Annotated in this window: 17 protein-coding genes; 8 read left to right on the top strand and 9 right to left on the bottom strand. The window is 51.0% G+C overall.

Annotated elements, in window-relative coordinates; genetic code table 11:
* Positions 1–18 precede the first annotated feature (18 nt).
* Positions 19–483 (bottom strand): DinB family protein, encoded by a 465-nt coding sequence (locus ICC18_RS18190; protein WP_188175862.1) that lies wholly within the window; start codon positions 481–483, stop codon positions 19–21.
* A 424-nt stretch (positions 484–907) separates the two neighbouring features.
* Between ICC18_RS18190 and ICC18_RS18195 the strand changes: the two genes are divergently transcribed.
* Genes ICC18_RS18195 through ICC18_RS18205 form a run of 3 tightly spaced genes read left to right on the top strand, consistent with a single transcriptional unit; the run spans position 908 to position 3,260 of the window.
* Positions 908–1,993, top strand: coding sequence for an alkene reductase (locus tag ICC18_RS18195; protein ID WP_223192676.1), 1,086 nt, complete (start codon positions 908–910; stop codon positions 1,991–1,993).
* A 50-nt stretch (positions 1,994–2,043) separates the two neighbouring features.
* Positions 2,044–2,649 (top strand): TetR/AcrR family transcriptional regulator, encoded by a 606-nt coding sequence (locus tag ICC18_RS18200; protein ID WP_188175863.1) that lies wholly within the window; start codon positions 2,044–2,046, stop codon positions 2,647–2,649.
* Positions 2,646–3,260 carry a DNA-3-methyladenine glycosylase I gene (locus tag ICC18_RS18205; RefSeq protein WP_188175864.1) on the top strand — a complete coding sequence of 205 codons (615 nt, stop codon included), beginning with the start codon at positions 2,646–2,648 and terminating at the stop codon, positions 3,258–3,260. The genes ICC18_RS18200 and ICC18_RS18205 overlap by 4 nt, the downstream gene beginning before the upstream one ends.
* A gap of 388 nt (positions 3,261–3,648) precedes the next feature.
* Here the strand turns inward: ICC18_RS18205 and ICC18_RS18210 are convergent, their stop codons facing one another.
* The 7 genes from ICC18_RS18210 to ICC18_RS18240 all read right to left on the bottom strand — a co-directional run bounded on the left by ICC18_RS18210 (position 3,649) and on the right by ICC18_RS18240 (position 11,434).
* Positions 3,649–4,170: a CBO0543 family protein gene (locus tag ICC18_RS18210; protein WP_188175865.1), complete on the bottom strand. Its 522-nt coding sequence runs from the start codon at positions 4,168–4,170 to the stop codon at positions 3,649–3,651.
* Between the two features lie 125 nt (positions 4,171–4,295).
* The gene (locus ICC18_RS18215) at positions 4,296–4,892 is read right to left on the bottom strand and encodes a TetR/AcrR family transcriptional regulator (protein ID WP_188175866.1); all 597 of its coding nucleotides are present in this window, start codon (positions 4,890–4,892) and stop codon (positions 4,296–4,298) included.
* A gap of 28 nt (positions 4,893–4,920) precedes the next feature.
* On the bottom strand, positions 4,921–6,396 hold the full coding sequence (locus ICC18_RS18220; RefSeq protein WP_188175867.1) for an FAD-dependent oxidoreductase: 1,476 nt from the start codon (positions 6,394–6,396) through the stop codon (positions 4,921–4,923).
* Between the two features lie 240 nt (positions 6,397–6,636).
* Entirely contained in the window at positions 6,637–7,296 is a 660-nt protein-coding gene (locus ICC18_RS18225; protein WP_188175868.1) for a hypothetical protein, read from the bottom strand.
* Positions 7,297–7,361: 65 nt separating this feature from the next.
* Positions 7,362–8,765, bottom strand: a complete 1,404-nt coding sequence (locus tag ICC18_RS18230) for a sensor histidine kinase (RefSeq protein ID WP_188175869.1) — start codon at positions 8,763–8,765, stop codon at positions 7,362–7,364.
* Positions 8,759–9,463, bottom strand: coding sequence for a response regulator transcription factor (locus ICC18_RS18235; protein WP_188175870.1), 705 nt, complete (start codon positions 9,461–9,463; stop codon positions 8,759–8,761). Before ICC18_RS18235 ends, ICC18_RS18230 begins: the two co-directional genes overlap by 7 nt.
* A gap of 297 nt (positions 9,464–9,760) precedes the next feature.
* Entirely contained in the window at positions 9,761–11,434 is a 1,674-nt protein-coding gene (locus ICC18_RS18240) for a glutamine--tRNA ligase/YqeY domain fusion protein (RefSeq protein WP_188175871.1), read from the bottom strand.
* An 84-nt stretch (positions 11,435–11,518) separates the two neighbouring features.
* On the opposite strand from ICC18_RS18240, the gene ICC18_RS18245 reads away from it, so the two are divergent.
* Positions 11,519–12,748: an aminopeptidase gene (locus ICC18_RS18245; protein ID WP_188175872.1), complete on the top strand. Its 1,230-nt coding sequence runs from the start codon at positions 11,519–11,521 to the stop codon at positions 12,746–12,748.
* A gap of 80 nt (positions 12,749–12,828) precedes the next feature.
* Here the strand turns inward: ICC18_RS18245 and ICC18_RS18250 are convergent, their stop codons facing one another.
* Positions 12,829–13,656 carry a YybI family spore inner coat protein gene (locus tag ICC18_RS18250; RefSeq protein WP_188175873.1) on the bottom strand — a complete coding sequence of 276 codons (828 nt, stop codon included), beginning with the start codon at positions 13,654–13,656 and terminating at the stop codon, positions 12,829–12,831.
* Between the two features lie 260 nt (positions 13,657–13,916).
* Between ICC18_RS18250 and ICC18_RS18255 the strand changes: the two genes are divergently transcribed.
* The 4 genes from ICC18_RS18255 to ICC18_RS18270 all read left to right on the top strand — a co-directional run bounded on the left by ICC18_RS18255 (position 13,917) and on the right by ICC18_RS18270 (position 16,712).
* Positions 13,917–14,861, top strand: coding sequence for a helix-turn-helix transcriptional regulator (locus ICC18_RS18255; RefSeq protein ID WP_223192677.1), 945 nt, complete (start codon positions 13,917–13,919; stop codon positions 14,859–14,861).
* 74 nt (positions 14,862–14,935) lie between these two features.
* Positions 14,936–15,436 carry a DinB family protein gene (locus tag ICC18_RS18260; protein ID WP_188175875.1) on the top strand — a complete coding sequence of 167 codons (501 nt, stop codon included), beginning with the start codon at positions 14,936–14,938 and terminating at the stop codon, positions 15,434–15,436.
* 27 nt (positions 15,437–15,463) lie between these two features.
* On the top strand, positions 15,464–15,832 hold the full coding sequence (locus ICC18_RS18265) for a GyrI-like domain-containing protein (protein WP_312029560.1): 369 nt from the start codon (positions 15,464–15,466) through the stop codon (positions 15,830–15,832).
* Between the two features lie 136 nt (positions 15,833–15,968).
* Positions 15,969–16,712 carry a DUF421 domain-containing protein gene (locus ICC18_RS18270; RefSeq protein ID WP_188175876.1) on the top strand — a complete coding sequence of 248 codons (744 nt, stop codon included), beginning with the start codon at positions 15,969–15,971 and terminating at the stop codon, positions 16,710–16,712.
* The last annotated feature ends 467 nt before the right edge of the window (positions 16,713–17,179 follow it).

Genomic DNA, 17,179 nt, shown 5'->3' on the forward strand with positions numbered 1-17,179 from the left:
TATTAAGCTAACGGGCTGTTATCCACCGAGTCGCACGTATAGGATGTAATCCACGGCGGATGGCTCGAATCCGCCCTTACGGAGCGCGGTGTTGATCTGGCCGCGGTGGTACTGGCCGTGCATGGCGACATGTATCAAAATGTCCCGCGCGGACGACTCGAACGGCGCTCCGGCCTGACTGCGATACGCGATCGGCTTGTCTAGCCAATCTTCGGGCAGGGCGTCAAGCCAAGCACGGAAGCCGTTTCCGTTCGCCTCGATCAGCACAGCGCAGGCGGCCGGATCCGCATTATCCTCCCATAGCGCGAGACCCTCACTGCTCTCGCCGCGCAGCCGTTTCAGCCAGATGCTCTCCGCTTGGAGCAGGTGCAGGAACAGCGTCGCTGCCTTGCCTACTTCGTCTGCTGGCGCGGCTTGCAGCGCATCGAGCAGACGGCGGTTCGCCCAATCCATGTGCGCGAACATGTTTCGAATCGTTTGCATGACGTTTCGACCTCCATCGTCCCTTGATCTCTTACCTCTTTCCCTTTGATCGTATCATGTACGGGCGCGATAGCCAACGTCAGAATATAGCCGATCACAGGGGCGATGGGTTGTTCTATCTCACTGCGGTAGCGTGGCGCTTCACGTGATATGTACACCTGCAAGTCGGTGAAGTGGCACTGAATTCAGGTTGAGTTGATCAAAGGCCAGCAATTTGGTTAATGGGAGCGGCACGGGTATGCGAATGAGGTTTTGGGAGTAGCCGATTATCCGGGTTACTCCGGTTGGAGGGCTGTAACGGGTTGTAAGACAGCAACCTGTTGCGGCCCTTTTTCGATTGACGAATTAGGACGATCGTGCTAATATCTTTATGAATTGGACGGTCGTCCTAATTTTATTGCAAAATTTTGAAGGAGATGAGATCATGATGTCAAAAGATTTATTTAAGCCTGTTCAACTGGGTGATCTGACACTGGCCAATCGGATGGTCATGGCACCGATGACTCGCAATCGAGCTGATGCAAACGGTGTCGTTCCACCAATGATGGTGACCTACTATCAACAACGCGCCAGTGCCGGTCTCATCATCACGGAGTCTGTCCCCGTTTCACCGGAGGCGGTCGGATACCCGTTTACCCCAGGGATCTACACGGATACCCAAGCTGCTAGCTGGCTTCGCGTGACCGATGCGGTACACTCGGGCGGCGGCCGTATCTTTCTTCAGTTGCAGCATTGCGGGCGGATTTCCCACCCGAGCTTGCTGCCAGGCAACGTGACGCCAGTGGCTCCATCGGCGCTGCGACCGGAGGGACAAGTCTTTACATATACCGGCATGCACGATTTTGAGACACCACGCACACTTGAGACCTCTGAAATTCCGAGGATTGTAGAGCAGTTCAAACGCGCCGCCGAGATGGCCAAACACGCGGGCTTTGATGGCGTGGAGGTGCATGGTGCCAACGGTTATGTGATCGATCAGTTCCTCCGCGACGGCAGCAACCGCCGCACCGACGCGTATGGAGGCAGCGTGCCGAATCGTATGCGCCTGTTGAACGAAGTCCTCGATGCGGTTTGTGCGGTGTGGCCGGCGCAGCGCGTAGGCGTACGCTTGACCCCGGAGAATCGGTTCAACTCGATGTCGGATTCCAACCCGCAGACGCACTTCGCGTATTTCGTCGAGCAATTGAGTCCGCGCGGTTTAGCGTATGTGCATGTGCTCGAAGGCGATATGATGACGAAGAACAGTGAACTGGATTATCGCGCCTTGCGTTCGAAGTTTGCCGGCCCGTATATCGCTAACAACGGCTATGACTTGGCACGTGCCCAAACGGCGGTACGTAGCGGCACTGCGGATTTGGTTGCTTTTGGAACCCCATTCTTGGCCAATCCGGATCTGGTGCGCCGTTATCGAGAGGGCCTTCCATTAAATGAAGCCGATCGGGCCACGTTCTACCAAGGCGGCGGAGCAGGTTACATCGACTATTCCTTCTACCTCGGTGGGGAAGCATAAGAGCAAGCCGACTGACCTTGAAGGCATGGTCGGCTACGGAGGTGTTAGACATGAAGGGTAAAATAACTCGTGAGCACATCGTCGAATCGGCAGACCGGCTGTTCTATCAGCGCGGTTACGAGCATACATCCTTTTCGGATATTGCCGATTCCGTAAAAATTACCAAGGGGAACTTCTATTATCACTTCAAATCGAAGGACGAAATTCTGTCTGCCGTGATCCAATTACGGTTGGAGAATACTCGGAACATGCTGGTGCAATGGGAAGGCGAAGGAGAGCGGCCCGAGGATCGCATCAAGAGTTTTATCCATATTCTGATCGCGAACCAGGCTGATATCAAAATGTACGGTTGCCCGGTCGGCACGCTGTGCACGGAACTGGCGAAGCTGAATCATGCCTCGCAGGCGGAGGCGAACGAGCTGTTTTCCTTGTTTCGGACCTGGTTGAGCCGCCAGTTCGCGCTGCTCGGCCGAGAAAGAGACGCCGACGAGCTGGCGATGCATCTCCTTGCCCGAAGCCAGGGCGTCGCCACGCTGGCGCAAGCGTTTCGGGATGAGAAGTTCATCAAGCGTGAGGTCGAGCAGATGTATGACTGGTTGAGCTTGAATGGCGAGCGCCGCGCAGGTTGCACACACGAAACAGGTGGGGACACATGAACGCTACGACAGTGGGACATGATGGTAACCCGCGCTGCCGCTGGTGCGGCGCCGCGCCGGAGTTTCTCTATTATCACGATACCGAATGGGGATTTCCGGTCAGCGACGATCGTCGGTTGTTTGAGAAGCTAAGTCTGGAGGGCTTCCAATCTGGATTGAGTTGGCGCACTATCCTTGTGAAACGCGAGAACTTCCGTGCTGCGTTCCATAATTTTGACTTCGATCGGATCGCACGTTATACGGAGCGTGACCTCGACCGTCTGCTCGGGGATGAAGGCATCGTCCGACATCGCGGCAAGATCGAAGCGGTTATTAACAATGCGCGGCGGGTGCAGGAGCTCATCAAACGGGAAGGCTCGCTGGCCGCCTTCATCTGGCGGTACGAGCCGGACCGGAGTCAGCTGGCAAAGCCGCAGACCGTATCGATCTCAGCGCAATCGATCGCGCTATCGAAGGAGCTCAAAAAGCAGGGCTGGAAATTCGTCGGGCCGACTACGGCGTATGCCTTCATGCAAGCGATGGGGTTGATCAACGATCATGTCGAGGATTGCGCGATTTGGGTAGAGGTTGAGCGCGCGCGTCAACATTTCCAGCGTCCGGGGAAGGGATAAGCAATCGATGAGCCGAAACAATCGCGTGCAGCTGGTGGGCGACGGGCTCGGCGGGCCGTCGCATTCACTGGAGCCATACTCGAAATAGCAGGTGATGATGAATCCCTACAAGAAATAAACCCAGAAGACCAGTAACAGCTTTTGATTAAGTTAACGGAGAACGATAGCTCCATAATTATGTGCTCTCTGGCTGCCGGTGAATCGCACGGTGGCCTATTCTGTTAACAGGCAGGATAATTGAGTATATCCAAACGATACCTAGTTTTCGTCAAATGATCTGCAGGTTTTGCAGGACAACTGCCTACTGGCATCAATCCCTTACAAATCACATGCACTTTTTGCATCTGAATCAGCTATAGGTCGTACGCATTACTTCTCACGTCAAACCTCACGGCCCCCTCAGCTCAATCGGCACATTCACCGGAACCTTAAACAGTACCACCCAGGAGACTGTAAGCACAGCTGAAATTAGATAAGCCAGAAGGGGCTTCACCGAAAACAATTTCAACATAGGGAACATCGTACAGTCAAAAAACAGGGACCACCAGAACCCCCAGCCGTATTGATACTGAATTCGCCCGAACATGTGAAAAATATACTCCGTACCGCCGTAGATGAAAACCCATTGTATATAGTGAAAGACGACCTTCATCCCACCCTTTGGATAATTGCTTAGAAAAAGCAGCGCCGTAGCTGGGAACACAATAAAGGTATACATCATTTCGGTTATACTATGACTAAGGGAAAAGTCCGGTACAAGCTGCCATAATAAATGGCGGGCACAGAGGTAATGATATAGCAAATTTCCCATCGCAAAGTACATCATGGCCGGATGATACTTCTTCCAGTTCCGCCAATCCCCCCAGCGATAAGTGGCCCCAATGACGAAAAAGACAATAACAAAATGCATAAAACTCTCCCTTGTCATATGAAATTTACACAAAGGTCATTATTTCCATTATTTACCTATATATGCACGCAAAAGAAAAAAGAGCTGCCTCAGCAGCCCTCTCATCCTAATCTGTCTTGTATCCATCAAGGAGAGGTGATCAGCTTCAATAAGAAATCGGCTTTCGGCATCCGATACCCGCCGATTTCTTGCGCATTCAATACCATAAGACCGGAAAGAACCGATAAATAGGAGGCAATCAGCTCCTCAGGATCGCCTGCTGTCAATTCTCCGGCTTGCTGCCCCTCTATAAATACGGGAAGCAGCAGATCAACAAACTTCTTCATGTTGTAGTCTTCAATGAGCTGTTTCACCTTCTCGGGAACGCCATCGGACGTACGAGCCTGATGAATCAGCATAAAATACGGCGTACCGCTTTCATCAAGAATGTCATTAGTGAGAGCTCTTATTTTTTCAAGCGGGGAACCCGGCAGATCACGGACGCTGCTCATTTCCTCTTGCGAGCTTACCATAGCATCCTGAACAAGCGTAGTAAACAACTCTTCTTTGGATGTGAAGTAGTGGTAGAGCAGGCCGTGACTGATACGGGCTTCAGCTGCGATCATGCTCATTTTCGTTCCGATGATGCCCCTCTTAGCAAAAACCTTAAGGGCCGCCCCCATAATTTGTTCTCTGCGTTCATCGCGAATCTGGTGCAATTGTTCATCGTTTAGAGGCGCCAATGAATCCGTCACTCCTTTTGCTGAAATATTACTTGCTCATTGACATAAAAGGGGCCCCAGAGAAGGACGGAACAAGCTGATCCAATACTTCCTCCAGAGGCTGACCGTATTGCTGTGAAAGCTTCGCAAGCAATTGCCGGCCTTCATCAGATGCTGTAAGTACCGTCGTAACCATTTGCGGATTTATAATTTCACGCGGTGAGAACGACAACGTGTTCACCGCCCAATACATGCCGAATAGCTTAAAATCACGCTGCGTTGTTGCATGCTTGAGAAACAGAGGCATATAATTCTTAGCAAAATCAATGCCTTTGAGCGGCTCTGAACCCACATATTTGACGCCTTCCCATTGCAAATCATTCGCGCAATTCAGCCACCAGGCAGGTTCGATTACATCTTGGAGTTTCTGAAGTACACGCTGCTCAAAATGAGGCTTGGGATCATTCCGCTGTTCCCGCAAGCAGGATTCCAGCATTTCCGCTTCGATCGCAGCAACAGTCATGCCTTGACCAAAAATCGGATCATAGATGCAAAACGCATCCCCCAAGACTAACAACCCGGATGGCCAGCGCTTCATTTGTTCAAAATGATGACGGTACAGCTCCGGCACACGATATCCTCGTGGAGCCGTGATCGGTTCAAGCTCTTGCAGCATTTCCGTAATTAGCGGACTTGGAAGCTGAGCAACCGCCTGTTCGTAATCGTCAGCATTCGTAGGGGGATAGTTCCCGCCCGGACGATAAAGCACCACTTCTGCGATATGATTTTCGATAAAGGAAAAGACGCCTGTAAAAGTCCCGTTCGCAGGTTGGCCCATAATGTTGATGACATCCCATTGTTCTATTAGCGCCGTGAGATGGGAGGGAACTTTATAACGTCGGGTACTATACCCGAGATCGACTTTCAACCGGTCGGGAGTCGGCACTTCGTAACCTAATTCCTCAAGCCATGATGCCAATTTGGAATTGCGACCGCTGGTATCCATAACCAGATCGGCCGTTAGTATCTTTTCCTGTCCAAGCGTCCCGCGTTCCCGAACCTGAACCCCCGTAACGGTTGCCTTGTCGGGAGTCGTTACTAAACGAAGCACATCGTGCTTGAGAAGAAAACGAACATTAGCAATAGCGTTCACGCGCTCACGCAATACCCACTCGAGCGCAGCTCGGCTAAACTTGATATCGTTCCGCGGATATGGCGCGATCATGCTTCCATACGGGTTCATGTTATGAACGGTCTTATTCAGTGACGATGGAGCTCCCAGTGCCACCAATTCTTCTTCGTACCCTGAAAAAAAACGATCTGTGATCAGCTTACCCCGCATCGTAAACCGATGGGGATGAAAAGCTTGCGGCGTCCCCGCACGATCTTCCGGGGCTTCGGGAAACTCATCTTTGTCCACGATGAGAACCTCTTCATAATAATCAGAAAGCACGCGTGCCGTCAATAATCCGGCAATGCTCCCCCCGATGACAATTGCCTTACCCATGTTTTGAACGTTATTCATGTTTATCGCTCCCTTATTTATATTTTAGATTGATTAAGTCAATCAATATTAGATTAAAAATTTTTCTGCCTATTACCCGCATCATGGAAAAAGAGTCATATTGTATTCCTCCTTTCTCTTTTCGTAGTTTTTGATTGATTAAATCAGTCAATATTAAAATAATACAATTTCCTGCATCTGTCAATAGTGATAAAACAAAACTTAACCCCGAGGCTGCCCTCAGGGTTTATCGTTACAATGCTATTCACTTTGTCCGGCTAATTTCGCCCATTTCGCTTTCAGTGCGGCTGCCACTTCGGCAAAAATTTGTTCCGTCGTTTTCCCTTCCGTACTGATGCCTAATTTGGCTGCCCGCTCGTTTAGGTTTTCCACTTTTTTCGCCTCTCTGGCTTCAGCAAGAGCTTCGCGGATTTGTTTCGGAGTCAGGCCGTCTGTCGAGATGCCGGCTTCAGCCGCTTTGGCCTGCAGCTTCGTTAAAGCTGCTGCTTTGATCTCTTCTTTGAGCTGCTTGTTCGTCTTGCCCTCGGTGCTGATGCCAAGCTTCGTCGCTTTCTCTTGCAGCTTCACCAGGACAGCCGCTTGAATTTCCGTTTTGAGCTGCTCGGCGGTTTTGCCGTCCGTGCTGATGCCAAGTTTAGCAGCCGCTTTGTTTAAACGCTCTGTTTGATGCTCGTCTACCGCAGCTTTGATTTCAGCTTTAATTTGCTCATTCGTCTTGCCTTCGGTGGAAATGCCGAGAATTTGCGCTTTTTCCTGCAGCAGCTGTTTCCAAGGATGGAAGGAGCTGCTTGTCGATGCAGCCGCACCTCCTTGCGTAGTCGTGTCGGCAGCGAACGCTGCGACCGGAACGGATAATGCAATTGCGCCTACCAAAGCTAGTCCTGTTAATTTTTTCAACATAAGTATCGCTCCTCGGTTTCGTATTTGTCTTTGCCTTACGAGACCTATACTACCCGATAAATATGTCATAAGTTTGTCATCGGCGAAGCCGGCAAAAAAATCGCAAAGACCGTCCCCTGCCCCGCCTGCGAATGCACGCGGATCGTGCCTCCGTGGGCCTCTACAATATGTTTGCAAATTGTTAGTCCCAGCCCTGCGCCAGAGCGGTTGCGGCTCTCATCCGCCTTATAGAACCGATCAAAAAGACGCGGCAGTTTATCGGGTGAAATGCCCGGACCGTTGTCCCAAACTTCGATCCAGCTTTCTTTTTTCACGGATTTCACGCGTATTCCCGCCGAAGAACCTTCCGGAATGTGATTGATCGCATTATCCAGCAAATTGATAAGAACCTGCCTCAGCCGATCAACGTCTGCATGAATAACAAACGGCTTACCCTCCTCCGTAGACAGCTCAATATGCTTGGCCTTGGCTTTCATTTTCAGTTGAGTCACCACCAGCGCCATCAGCTCCGTAACATCAACCCGCTCCAGTTCAAGCTTCACTCTCTTCTCCTCAAAAGAAGACAGCTGGAGCAAGTCGTCCACCATATTGCTCAGCCGGATCGTTTCACCTAGCGAGACTTGGATAAAATCTTGCGCATCCTTCGGCTCGACGACGCCGTCGACAATCCCTTGCAGCGAAGCGCGAATCGTCGTCAGCGGCGTACGCAGCTCATGGGAGATTTCGGAGAGAAACCGTTTGCGGCCCTCTTCGACTTTTTCCAATTTACCGGCCATCCGGTTGAGTGAGCCTGCGAGAGAAGCGATCTCATCCTTGCCCCGCACCTCGACTCTGCCGCTGAAATCCCCCATAGCCAGCGCCTCGGCCCTCCTGCTCATCGAATGAATCGGCTTCACGAAATGTCGGGAAACGAAGTATAAGACCGTTATCGCCAATAAGCTGACAAGCAGCGCAGATACGAAGATCGCACGGTTAATTCCATTGATCGTACTTTGGATGTTCACGATAGGCGTGTATAGAAAAATGCCGCCAACGACCCGATTGTCCAGCGTAACGGGCCGGCCGACAATCAACATCTTCACATTGCTGTTCTGGGCAAAGCTGCTCCGTACCGTAACCGGTTCCCCGCTCAACAGCTTATCGACCCATTCTTTGCGTGCCGGCGCTTCGCCGACCGATGTGAATTTATCCGAATTCAGCTTAGGGCTCCTGATCACCGAGATCCGAACATTAGATGTCTTCTCGATTGAGCTGATTTGTTTACGAAAATCTCTCGGGAGCATCGCATTATCGAACAAATCCTTCGTCAGCTCCTCCACTTGGGCGACCTTTTCCAGAAGAAGCTTCTCGCTGCGGTCGTACGTTTTTTGCTTCATGGAGTGGCTAATCGTGCCGGAGATCGCTGTAATCGACACAATCGTAATGCTGATATAAATGAATAATAGCTTACTATAAAAAGAATTCAGCATGCGTCCGGCCCCTCGAACTTATAGCCGACACCCCAAACCGTGCGGATGCTCCAGTCTTCTTTCCGCTCAGTCATGGCGGACAGCTTCTGCCGCAGACGCTTGATGTAGAGATCGACGACGCGATCCTCGCCCTCGAAGTCCCAACCCCATATCTTCGCGATGAGATCTTCCCGCGTGAATACCTGATTCGGGTTGCGCACGAGGAAGAGCAGCAGCTCGTACTCTTTTTTGGGCAGGGCGACCTGCTGCCCTTCTACCGTGACCTCATGCGAAGTCGCATCCAGCCGCAGGCTGCCGACTTCGTAGACGTTCGTTTGCGCCGAAGAACCCGGTCGCCCCGTCGACCTGCGCAAAATCGTCGCGATGCGGGCGACCAGCTCATTCGGATCAAAGGGCTTGACCAAATAATCGTCGGCGCCCATCTGCAAACCCTCAATCCGCTCGTCCACTTGCCCTCTTGCCGTCAGCATCAGGATCGGCACATCGCTCATCGAGCGAATCTTTTGGCAGACCGACCATCCGTCCCGCTTCGGCAGCATGAGGTCCAGCACGATGAAATCGGGTCGAAGCGCTTCGAATTGCGCCAGCGCCTGCTCCCCGTCATGAGCAGTCTCCACCGCATAGCCGCTCTTCTGTAAATACAACTTCGTAATCCGGCAAATATTCGGATCATCGTCTACGACCAGCACAGTTGTCATGAGTTCACTCCTAGTTAAGGGTAGTTACTTTATCTAACGAGCATGCCCAGGCTTAGGCACTGTAAGATCCATTCTGGTCCTTACAGGCAGATCCTTCCGCCAAACTATACCTGTAGAGGTCAAAAACGGCCTTAAAGATGGAAAATCTGCGATGGTGCTCGAATTTTATACCTGTAAGAACCTTTTTCGCCCTTTCAGACGGCGACTCCTTCCAAAAGCTATCTGTAAAGGCCAAAAACGGCCTTAAAGATGAAAAAAATCCTAGTATACACTAGGATTTTTTGGCAAAACTCATCTCTACACCTCAAACGAGCTTTTCAGCGACACGATCAGGTTGAACACCAGATGATCGTCCGTCGTATATTTCGAGTCCACGTTAAAGTAGCCGTGGCGGAAAAACTGGAATTTATCATGCGGCTTCGCCTGCTTCATGTTCTCTTCCACGAAGCCTTGCACGATTTGCAAGGAGTTCGGGTTGAGGTTCTCCAGGAACGACGCGCCCTCATTCTCTTCATCGTCCAGAATCAGCGGCTCATACAGGCGGAACTCCGCCGGTACCGCGCTTTTCGCATCCACCCAGTGGATGGTGCCCTTCACTTTACGGCCGGTGAAGCCGCTGCCGCTCTTCGTCTCCACGTCATACGTGCAGTGCAGCTCCACGACTTTGCCATTCTCGTCTTTGACGAAGTCATTGCACTTGATGAAGTAAGCGTTCTTCAGGCGCACTTCGTTGCCGGGAAATAACCGGAAATATTTGTTTGGCGGGTTCTCCATGAAGTCGTCCTGCTCGATGTAGATCTCGCGGGAGAACGGAATTTGGCGGGAGCCCATTTCCGGATTTTCCGAGTTATTTTCCGCTTCCAGCATCTCCACTTGATCCTCAGGGTAGTTGGTGATCACAACTTTTAGCGGATTAAGAACGCCCATCGTGCGCAGCGCCTTCAGTTTCAAGTCCTCGCGGATGAAGTGGTCGAGCATGCGGGCATCGACCGTGCTTGCTCCGCCTCCGCGGGAAACGCCCAATTCGCGAACGAAGTTGCGAATCGCCTCTGGGGTAAACCCTCTGCGGCGAAGCCCCGAAATGGTCGGCATCCGCGGATCGTCCCAGCCGTCAACCGCCTTCTCATCGACGAGCAGCTTAAGCTTTCTTTTGCTCATCACGGTGTTAGTCAGATTCAGGCGCACGAATTCATATTGCCTTGGTACACTAGGCATCTCACACTCTTGAATGACCCAATCGTAGAACGGGCGTTGATCTTCAAATTCAAGTGTACAGATGGAGTGGGACACGCCCTCAATCGCATCTTCTAACGGATGCGCGAACGCGTACATCGGGTAGATGCACCATTTATCCCCCGTATTGTGGTGATGAGCATGAACGATCCGGTAAATGACCGGATCCCGCAAGTTAATGTTCGGCGAAGCCATATCAATCTTAGCGCGGAGCACCTTCTCGCCATTCTGGAAATCGCCCTTGCGCATTTGCTCGAACAAGCTCAGGTTCTCATCCACACTACGTTCCCGGTAGGGGCTGTTTTGCCCCGGTTCGGTCAAGGTTCCGCGCGTTTCGCGAATTTGGTCCGCATTGAGGTCATCGACATAAGCGAGTCCTTTACGGATCAGCAGAACAGCACGATTATATATTTCTTCGAAATAGTCGGAAGCAAAGAAAAGACCGTCCCATTGGTAGCCAAGCCATGCCACGTCTTCCTTGATCGCTTCCACAAATTCCGTATCTTCCTTAACGGGGTTCGTGTCATCAAATCGAAGATTCGTTAAACCCTTGAAGTCATCGGCCAACTCGAAATTGATACAAATCGATTTCGCATGCCCTATATGAAGGTATCCGTTCGGCTCCGGGGGGAAACGGGTGATAACCTGGCTGACTTTGCCTGTTTTCAGATCTTCGATTACAATATTCTTAATGAAATTCGATGGAGTGCTTGTTGGTGTGGCGCTTTTCGTTTCCATTGTTTGCCAGCCTTTCTCCCGCGGGTTAAAGTTTTATTTTCTATCATACACTAAATCTTACTAAAATATAAAGGAGCTAGCGTGATGAAGACATTCGAGCAGTACCTGGATCAATATGCAGAGCTAGCCGTTAAGGTAGGATTAAACGTTCAAAAGGACCAGACCGTGGTCATTATGACCCCGATCGCTTGCGCTGATTTCGTACGTAAAATTACGAAAAAAGCTTACGAAGCCGGCGCCAAAGACGTTGTCATTGACTGGGACGACGATGAAGTGAAGGCGTTGCGCCTCAAGCATGCGCCGGAGTCCACGCTTCGCGAGTATCCGATGTGGCGGGCGAACGGACTGGAAGAGATGGCCAAAGGCGGCGCAGCCTTCTTACAAATCTACGCGCCGAACTCGGATTTGCTCAAGGGTGTAGATCCGGAACGGATCGCCATCTCCGGCAAAGCGGCTGCTACGGCGCGCGAAGGGTTCCTGAAATATTTGCGCAGCAATCAGGTGAACTGGTTGATGGTTTCGTACCCGACGGCGGAGTGGTCCGCCAAGGTATTCCCCAACCTCAGCGAAGAGGAACGCATCCAGAAGCTGTGGGAGCAAATCTTCAAGCTTACCCGCGTGGATACGGAAAATCCGGTTGCTGCGTGGAACGCGCACATACAGAATCTGACCGCCAAACAAGAGATGCTGAACGGCAAAAGATACAAGCAGCTGCACCTGCAAGCACCTGGCACCGATCTCTACATCGAGCTCGTGCCCAAGCATGTATGGGTCGCTGCCGGCAGCACGACGGACAGCGGTATCTTCTTCCTGCCGAACATGCCGACGGAGGAAGTGTTCACGATGCCGCTGCGGGGCGGCACGAACGGTACGGTTCGCAGTACGCTGCCGCTGAGCTACCAAGGCTCGCTGATCGACGGCTTCAGCTTGACGTTCGAGAACGGCAAGGTCGTTAAAGCGACCGCCGAAGTCGGCCAAGAAGTATTGAACAAGATGCTGGATATGGATGAAGGCGCCCGCTACTTGGGCGAGGTTGCGCTTGTGCCTTATGACTCGCCGATTTCGCAATCGGGCATTATTTATTACAATACCTTATTCGACGAAAATGCATCCTGCCACGTGGCGCTAGGCAATTCCTATCCGTTCAACATCGAAGGCGGAACGGCAATGAGCCCTGAAGAGCTGGCTGAGAACGGCTATAACAAAAGCCTGATCCACGTCGACTTCATGATCGGCTCCGCCGAGATGGATATCGACGGCATCACGGCTGACGGTACCCGCGAGCCATTGTTCCGCAAAGGCAACTGGGTTTAAAATGTAAAACACCGCACGCCGCTTGATTGGGACTCTTGCCGAGTTCTCTCAAGCTGCTGCGGTGTTTTTTTAGCTGCTTTTCAATGATGCCCTGCGTGACTAGGCTGCAAGGTTTTAGTGATGGAGGAGCCTTTCAGCACCCATTTGCCGTCTTTCCACTTCCAGATCGAGTTCACGTATCCAATTGTATCCGCGTTGGCGATCCCAGTAATCCGCTGTACCCCCCTGAACTCGCAAACACCGTCGCGTTCGACGTCGATAGGCTGCAGCAGACCGTACGGATTGACATCAACGATGATCGGCTTGACCACCTTGCCATCCTTGTAAACGCCGAATTGGTCGTAATCCGCTTTCTTTTCTTTGATGTCAATTTTGTAGGATTTGCCGGTCTCCTTCAGCTTCAATTTCACAACGTAATTGTTCTTGAACGTGGCTGTCACGTGCAGCGGATCGGGAAGCGGGATCGCCGTCGGCACGTTATCCTTGAGCGAATAGAGGTAGTAATAAGACAGACCTCCGCTGCCGCCCGTTTCGGCCGACACATAAATCTCAGGCAGCTTGTTCCCGTTGAAATCGCAGAACATCATTTGCGGGCCATAGCCGCCTTCCAGCGGAATCACCACCTGGTTCTGCCCTTCGCCTGAAACGACTATGAACAACTTGGCATAGTACGGACTTGAGCTGTCCATCTTCGTGCCAACCAGGGATACGGTATCCAGCTTGCCGTCGCCGGTGACATCGATCTCGCGGGTCTGCAGAAGCTGCCCCTGCGTCGCATTTGGCCCTGGAGGCGGCAATACCTCATTTTCTTCAGCCATAGCGAAGCCCATCCCCCACAAGGACAAGCAGCCCACAAACAAACTGATCACCGCTGAATGCAGGACGGTTTTTGCGATCTTTCTGAACAAAGTGCTCCACTCTTTTCGTCATGAATTTGAAATCGGCCTTATTATTTCAATTTTTTCCATGACCTATTCGGGAGCTAGCATTGACTTTTCAAAGGGCTCAGTTGGTTATGGACATTTCCCCACTCGCACATCGCTTCCAAAACGGGAATCAGCGTTCTTCCATACAGTGCGATCAATCAACCGGTCATTCTCCGAAAAGGAATTCCCCTCACCGAAATCGAAGTTATGGTGACGTAACTTGAATGGATGAGGTGCTTGATTTGAAACTTGATCGACTGCTGGCTATTACGATGCTGCTGCTGAACCGGAGACGAATAAGCGCGAAAGAGCTCTCGGAGCGCTTTGAAGTTTCCTTGCGAACGGTATACCGTGACGTCGAGGCGATTAACCAGGCCGGAATTCCTGTTGTATCATACGCAGGGAACAGCGGCGGCTATGAAATTATGGATCAGTACCGGCTGGACCGCCAGTTTCTATCTTTAGAAGAGCTGCAATCCATCATTGTCGGGTTAAAAGGCATCCGCTCGAGTGTAGGAGATCAAGAAATCGGCGGCCTGCTCGATAAGGTCGGCGCACTCGTGGCCAAATCCGAGCAAAACACCGTCGCTACCATGAACAATCAGCTGATTATCGACATGAATCCATGGCGCAGCGGTAGCGCCGATAAAGAAAAACTGAGCGACCTGCGCACCGCCATTCGCGAATCGCAACTCGTTTCCTTTCAATATACAACTTCACAGAGCGAGATCTCTGTACGTACAGCGGAGCCGATGGGGATCGTGGTCAAAGGCTTTGGCTGGTATTTGTACGGATTCTGCTTACTCCGCCAAGATTTTCGGGTTTTCCGGTTGTCCCGCATGAAAGAGCTCAAAGTATTATCCAGAACGTTTGTTCGCAAAGAGCATCAGATCGAGTTGCTCGACTACCGCTGGGGCAAAAAAGATTCGTCTTCTCTAGTCAAGCTCGTGCTTCATATACAGCCGAACATGCGCGCTCAGGCGGAGGACTATTTTCAGGCGGAGCAAATCGCTGAACAGCCCGACGGCTCGCTTCTCGTCACCGCCTTTCAACCGGACGAGCCTTGGCTGCATGGGATGCTGCTCAGTTATGGCCCTAGTCTGCGTATTTTGGAACCTGCCCACGTCGCTGAGGCCATCAAGAACAAAGCTCAAAAAATCGTAGATATGTATGCGATCCAAACCTGACAGGATGTTGTCAGTGGGGGTGGTTTATTGTAGGGGTATGAAGCAAATTTACTTAATCCTAGGAGGCCGCCTTTATGTTTACGACAATTCAAGATTTTGTTAACGAATGGAACAATGAATCTACAGCTACACAACGCGTGTTGGACACACTCACTGATGAGTCGCTCTCCCAGCGCATCGCTCCCGAATTCCGTACACTCGGACAACTAGGCTGGCATATTGCCACCACCGTTCATGAAATGCTGTCCCGCACCGGACTAAAGTTCGAAGCGCCTGAAGGCGAGGAGCTTGCGCCTGACACTGCAAAAACCATCGCAGATACGTATCGCACTGCAGCAGCCGGGCTGACAGCGGCGATCCAGTCCCAATGGACGGATGCTTCCTTGACAGAAAACGTAGATATGTACGGCATGATGTGGCCCAATAGCCTTACGCTGCGCATGCTCATCTCCCACGAGATCCACCATCGGGGCGAGATGATTGTCTTGATGCGCCAAGCCGGCCTGCGCGTGCCGGATATTTACGGCCCAACACGCGAAGATTGGCTGGAGCGCGGCATGCAGCCACTAGTGTAAGTACTCATCCAGGGAGGAACGATTCTTATTAACCCGACCCTTGTAAATTTAGAAGGATTCCAAGTAACAGGCATCTCTGCGAGAACCTCGAACGCCCAAGAAGCTGAGGGGCAAGGTGCCATCCCGAAGTTATGGCAGACATTTTATGAGCAGCAAGTGAGCTTTAAAATTCCTTACTCCGTCCCAAATAGCCCCACGCTAGGGGTATATACGGATTACGAGAATGGCGTCAATGGTTTATATACTATGCTCATCGGATTAAAAGCAGCGGATATCACCGATGTACCTGTCGGGCTATCTACAACAACGATTCCTGCAGGGAAATATGCGGTCTTCACTACCGAAAAAGGCCCGGTTTACCAAAACGTCCCTGCATGCTGGGCTGCAATCTGGTAGCGAAACGCGGACGATCAGATCAAAGAGCACAATGAAGTGCTCTTTTTTGTTTTAAGCCGCTCACAAATGAATAAAAATTCACTATCCCGGGCACGTTAATTGGGCTTTTTCATTACATGCCAAGGGGTGATGCCACTTGAATTTCTTCCATAGTCAGGAATCACTTACAATCATCGAATGGATCCTGCGCGCGGTCGTCGGTTACTTGTTTTTACTCATTGCGACGAAGCTATTGGGACAGCGCTCCATTTCGCAGCTGCGCTTTTTGGATTTCACCATTGCTCTCATTCTGGGTAACATCATCGCCCACCCGCTTTCGGATGAGAAATTGGGCTTATCTGGATCTATGACCACAACTGCCACGATCGTATTGCTTTATCTGGCGACTTCTTGGCTGAGCTTGAAGTGGAATTTTCTAAAGCACTTTTTGGATCCGGCGCCAATTACGCTCATTCAGAATGGCCAGATTCAGATAAAAAATCTTTCCAAAGCCAAAATATCCATGGACCATCTATTCTCCGAGGTGCGTAAACAACAAATCGAAGATATTCAAAAAGTCGCCCTTGCCCTGTGGGAGCCTGGGGGAACAATCTCAATTTTCGTATCGCCTCAACATCAACCGGCGACGGCTGCTGATATGAACATACATAAAGCTGCATTCTCGCTTGTGAAGCCGATCATTATCGAAGGCTCTACCAATCACAAGCTGCTCCGTCAACTTGGCAAAGATTCTGCATGGCTGGAAGCAAAAATTCGCGCTAAGCACCAAAATATTCACGAGGTACCTCTAGCGACCATTGACGACCAAGAGCAAATCCGCATCTACAACCTTTTGACGAATGAAAAAGGCGATCAATCCCTGGCTAGCGGCAATGGCTAGCAGGATAGCTTGATCAAGATAAGTTGGCATGAGCGGCACCTGAAAAGGTGCTTTTTTTGCTACGCCTGACCAATTAACGAACAATAACATGATTGAACTCGTTACCTTCGTGTAAATGTACAGATAGTATGCCGGATTAATTTGCAAATTCACACCTTGTTAGTGATTTTCGAGCATATCGCTTCTAAAGTCCGGAAAAACACAATTGCATATCATATACATCCACCAAAACAGTTTGGAGTCCGATTTTACAGAATTGCAGCTTGGTTTGTGCAAGAGGATGTTCGATGAGCACATTATAAGCTGGCAAAATCGAACTCCAGCCGCTAACTCCATTCACCACGTTTTTGCAATTGGGCGAAATCGGACTGCGATAAACGCAATCGGTAACCTAAAGTACTCGGGGCGAAGTGCTCTAATTTGAAATTGTTCGTTAATTGTGCCGCCGTAGTTTTTTTGCTTTTGGG

This window comes from Paenibacillus sedimenti, assembly GCF_014534655.1.
Lineage (GTDB): Bacteria > Bacillota > Bacilli > Paenibacillales > NBRC-103111 > Paenibacillus_E > Paenibacillus_E sedimenti.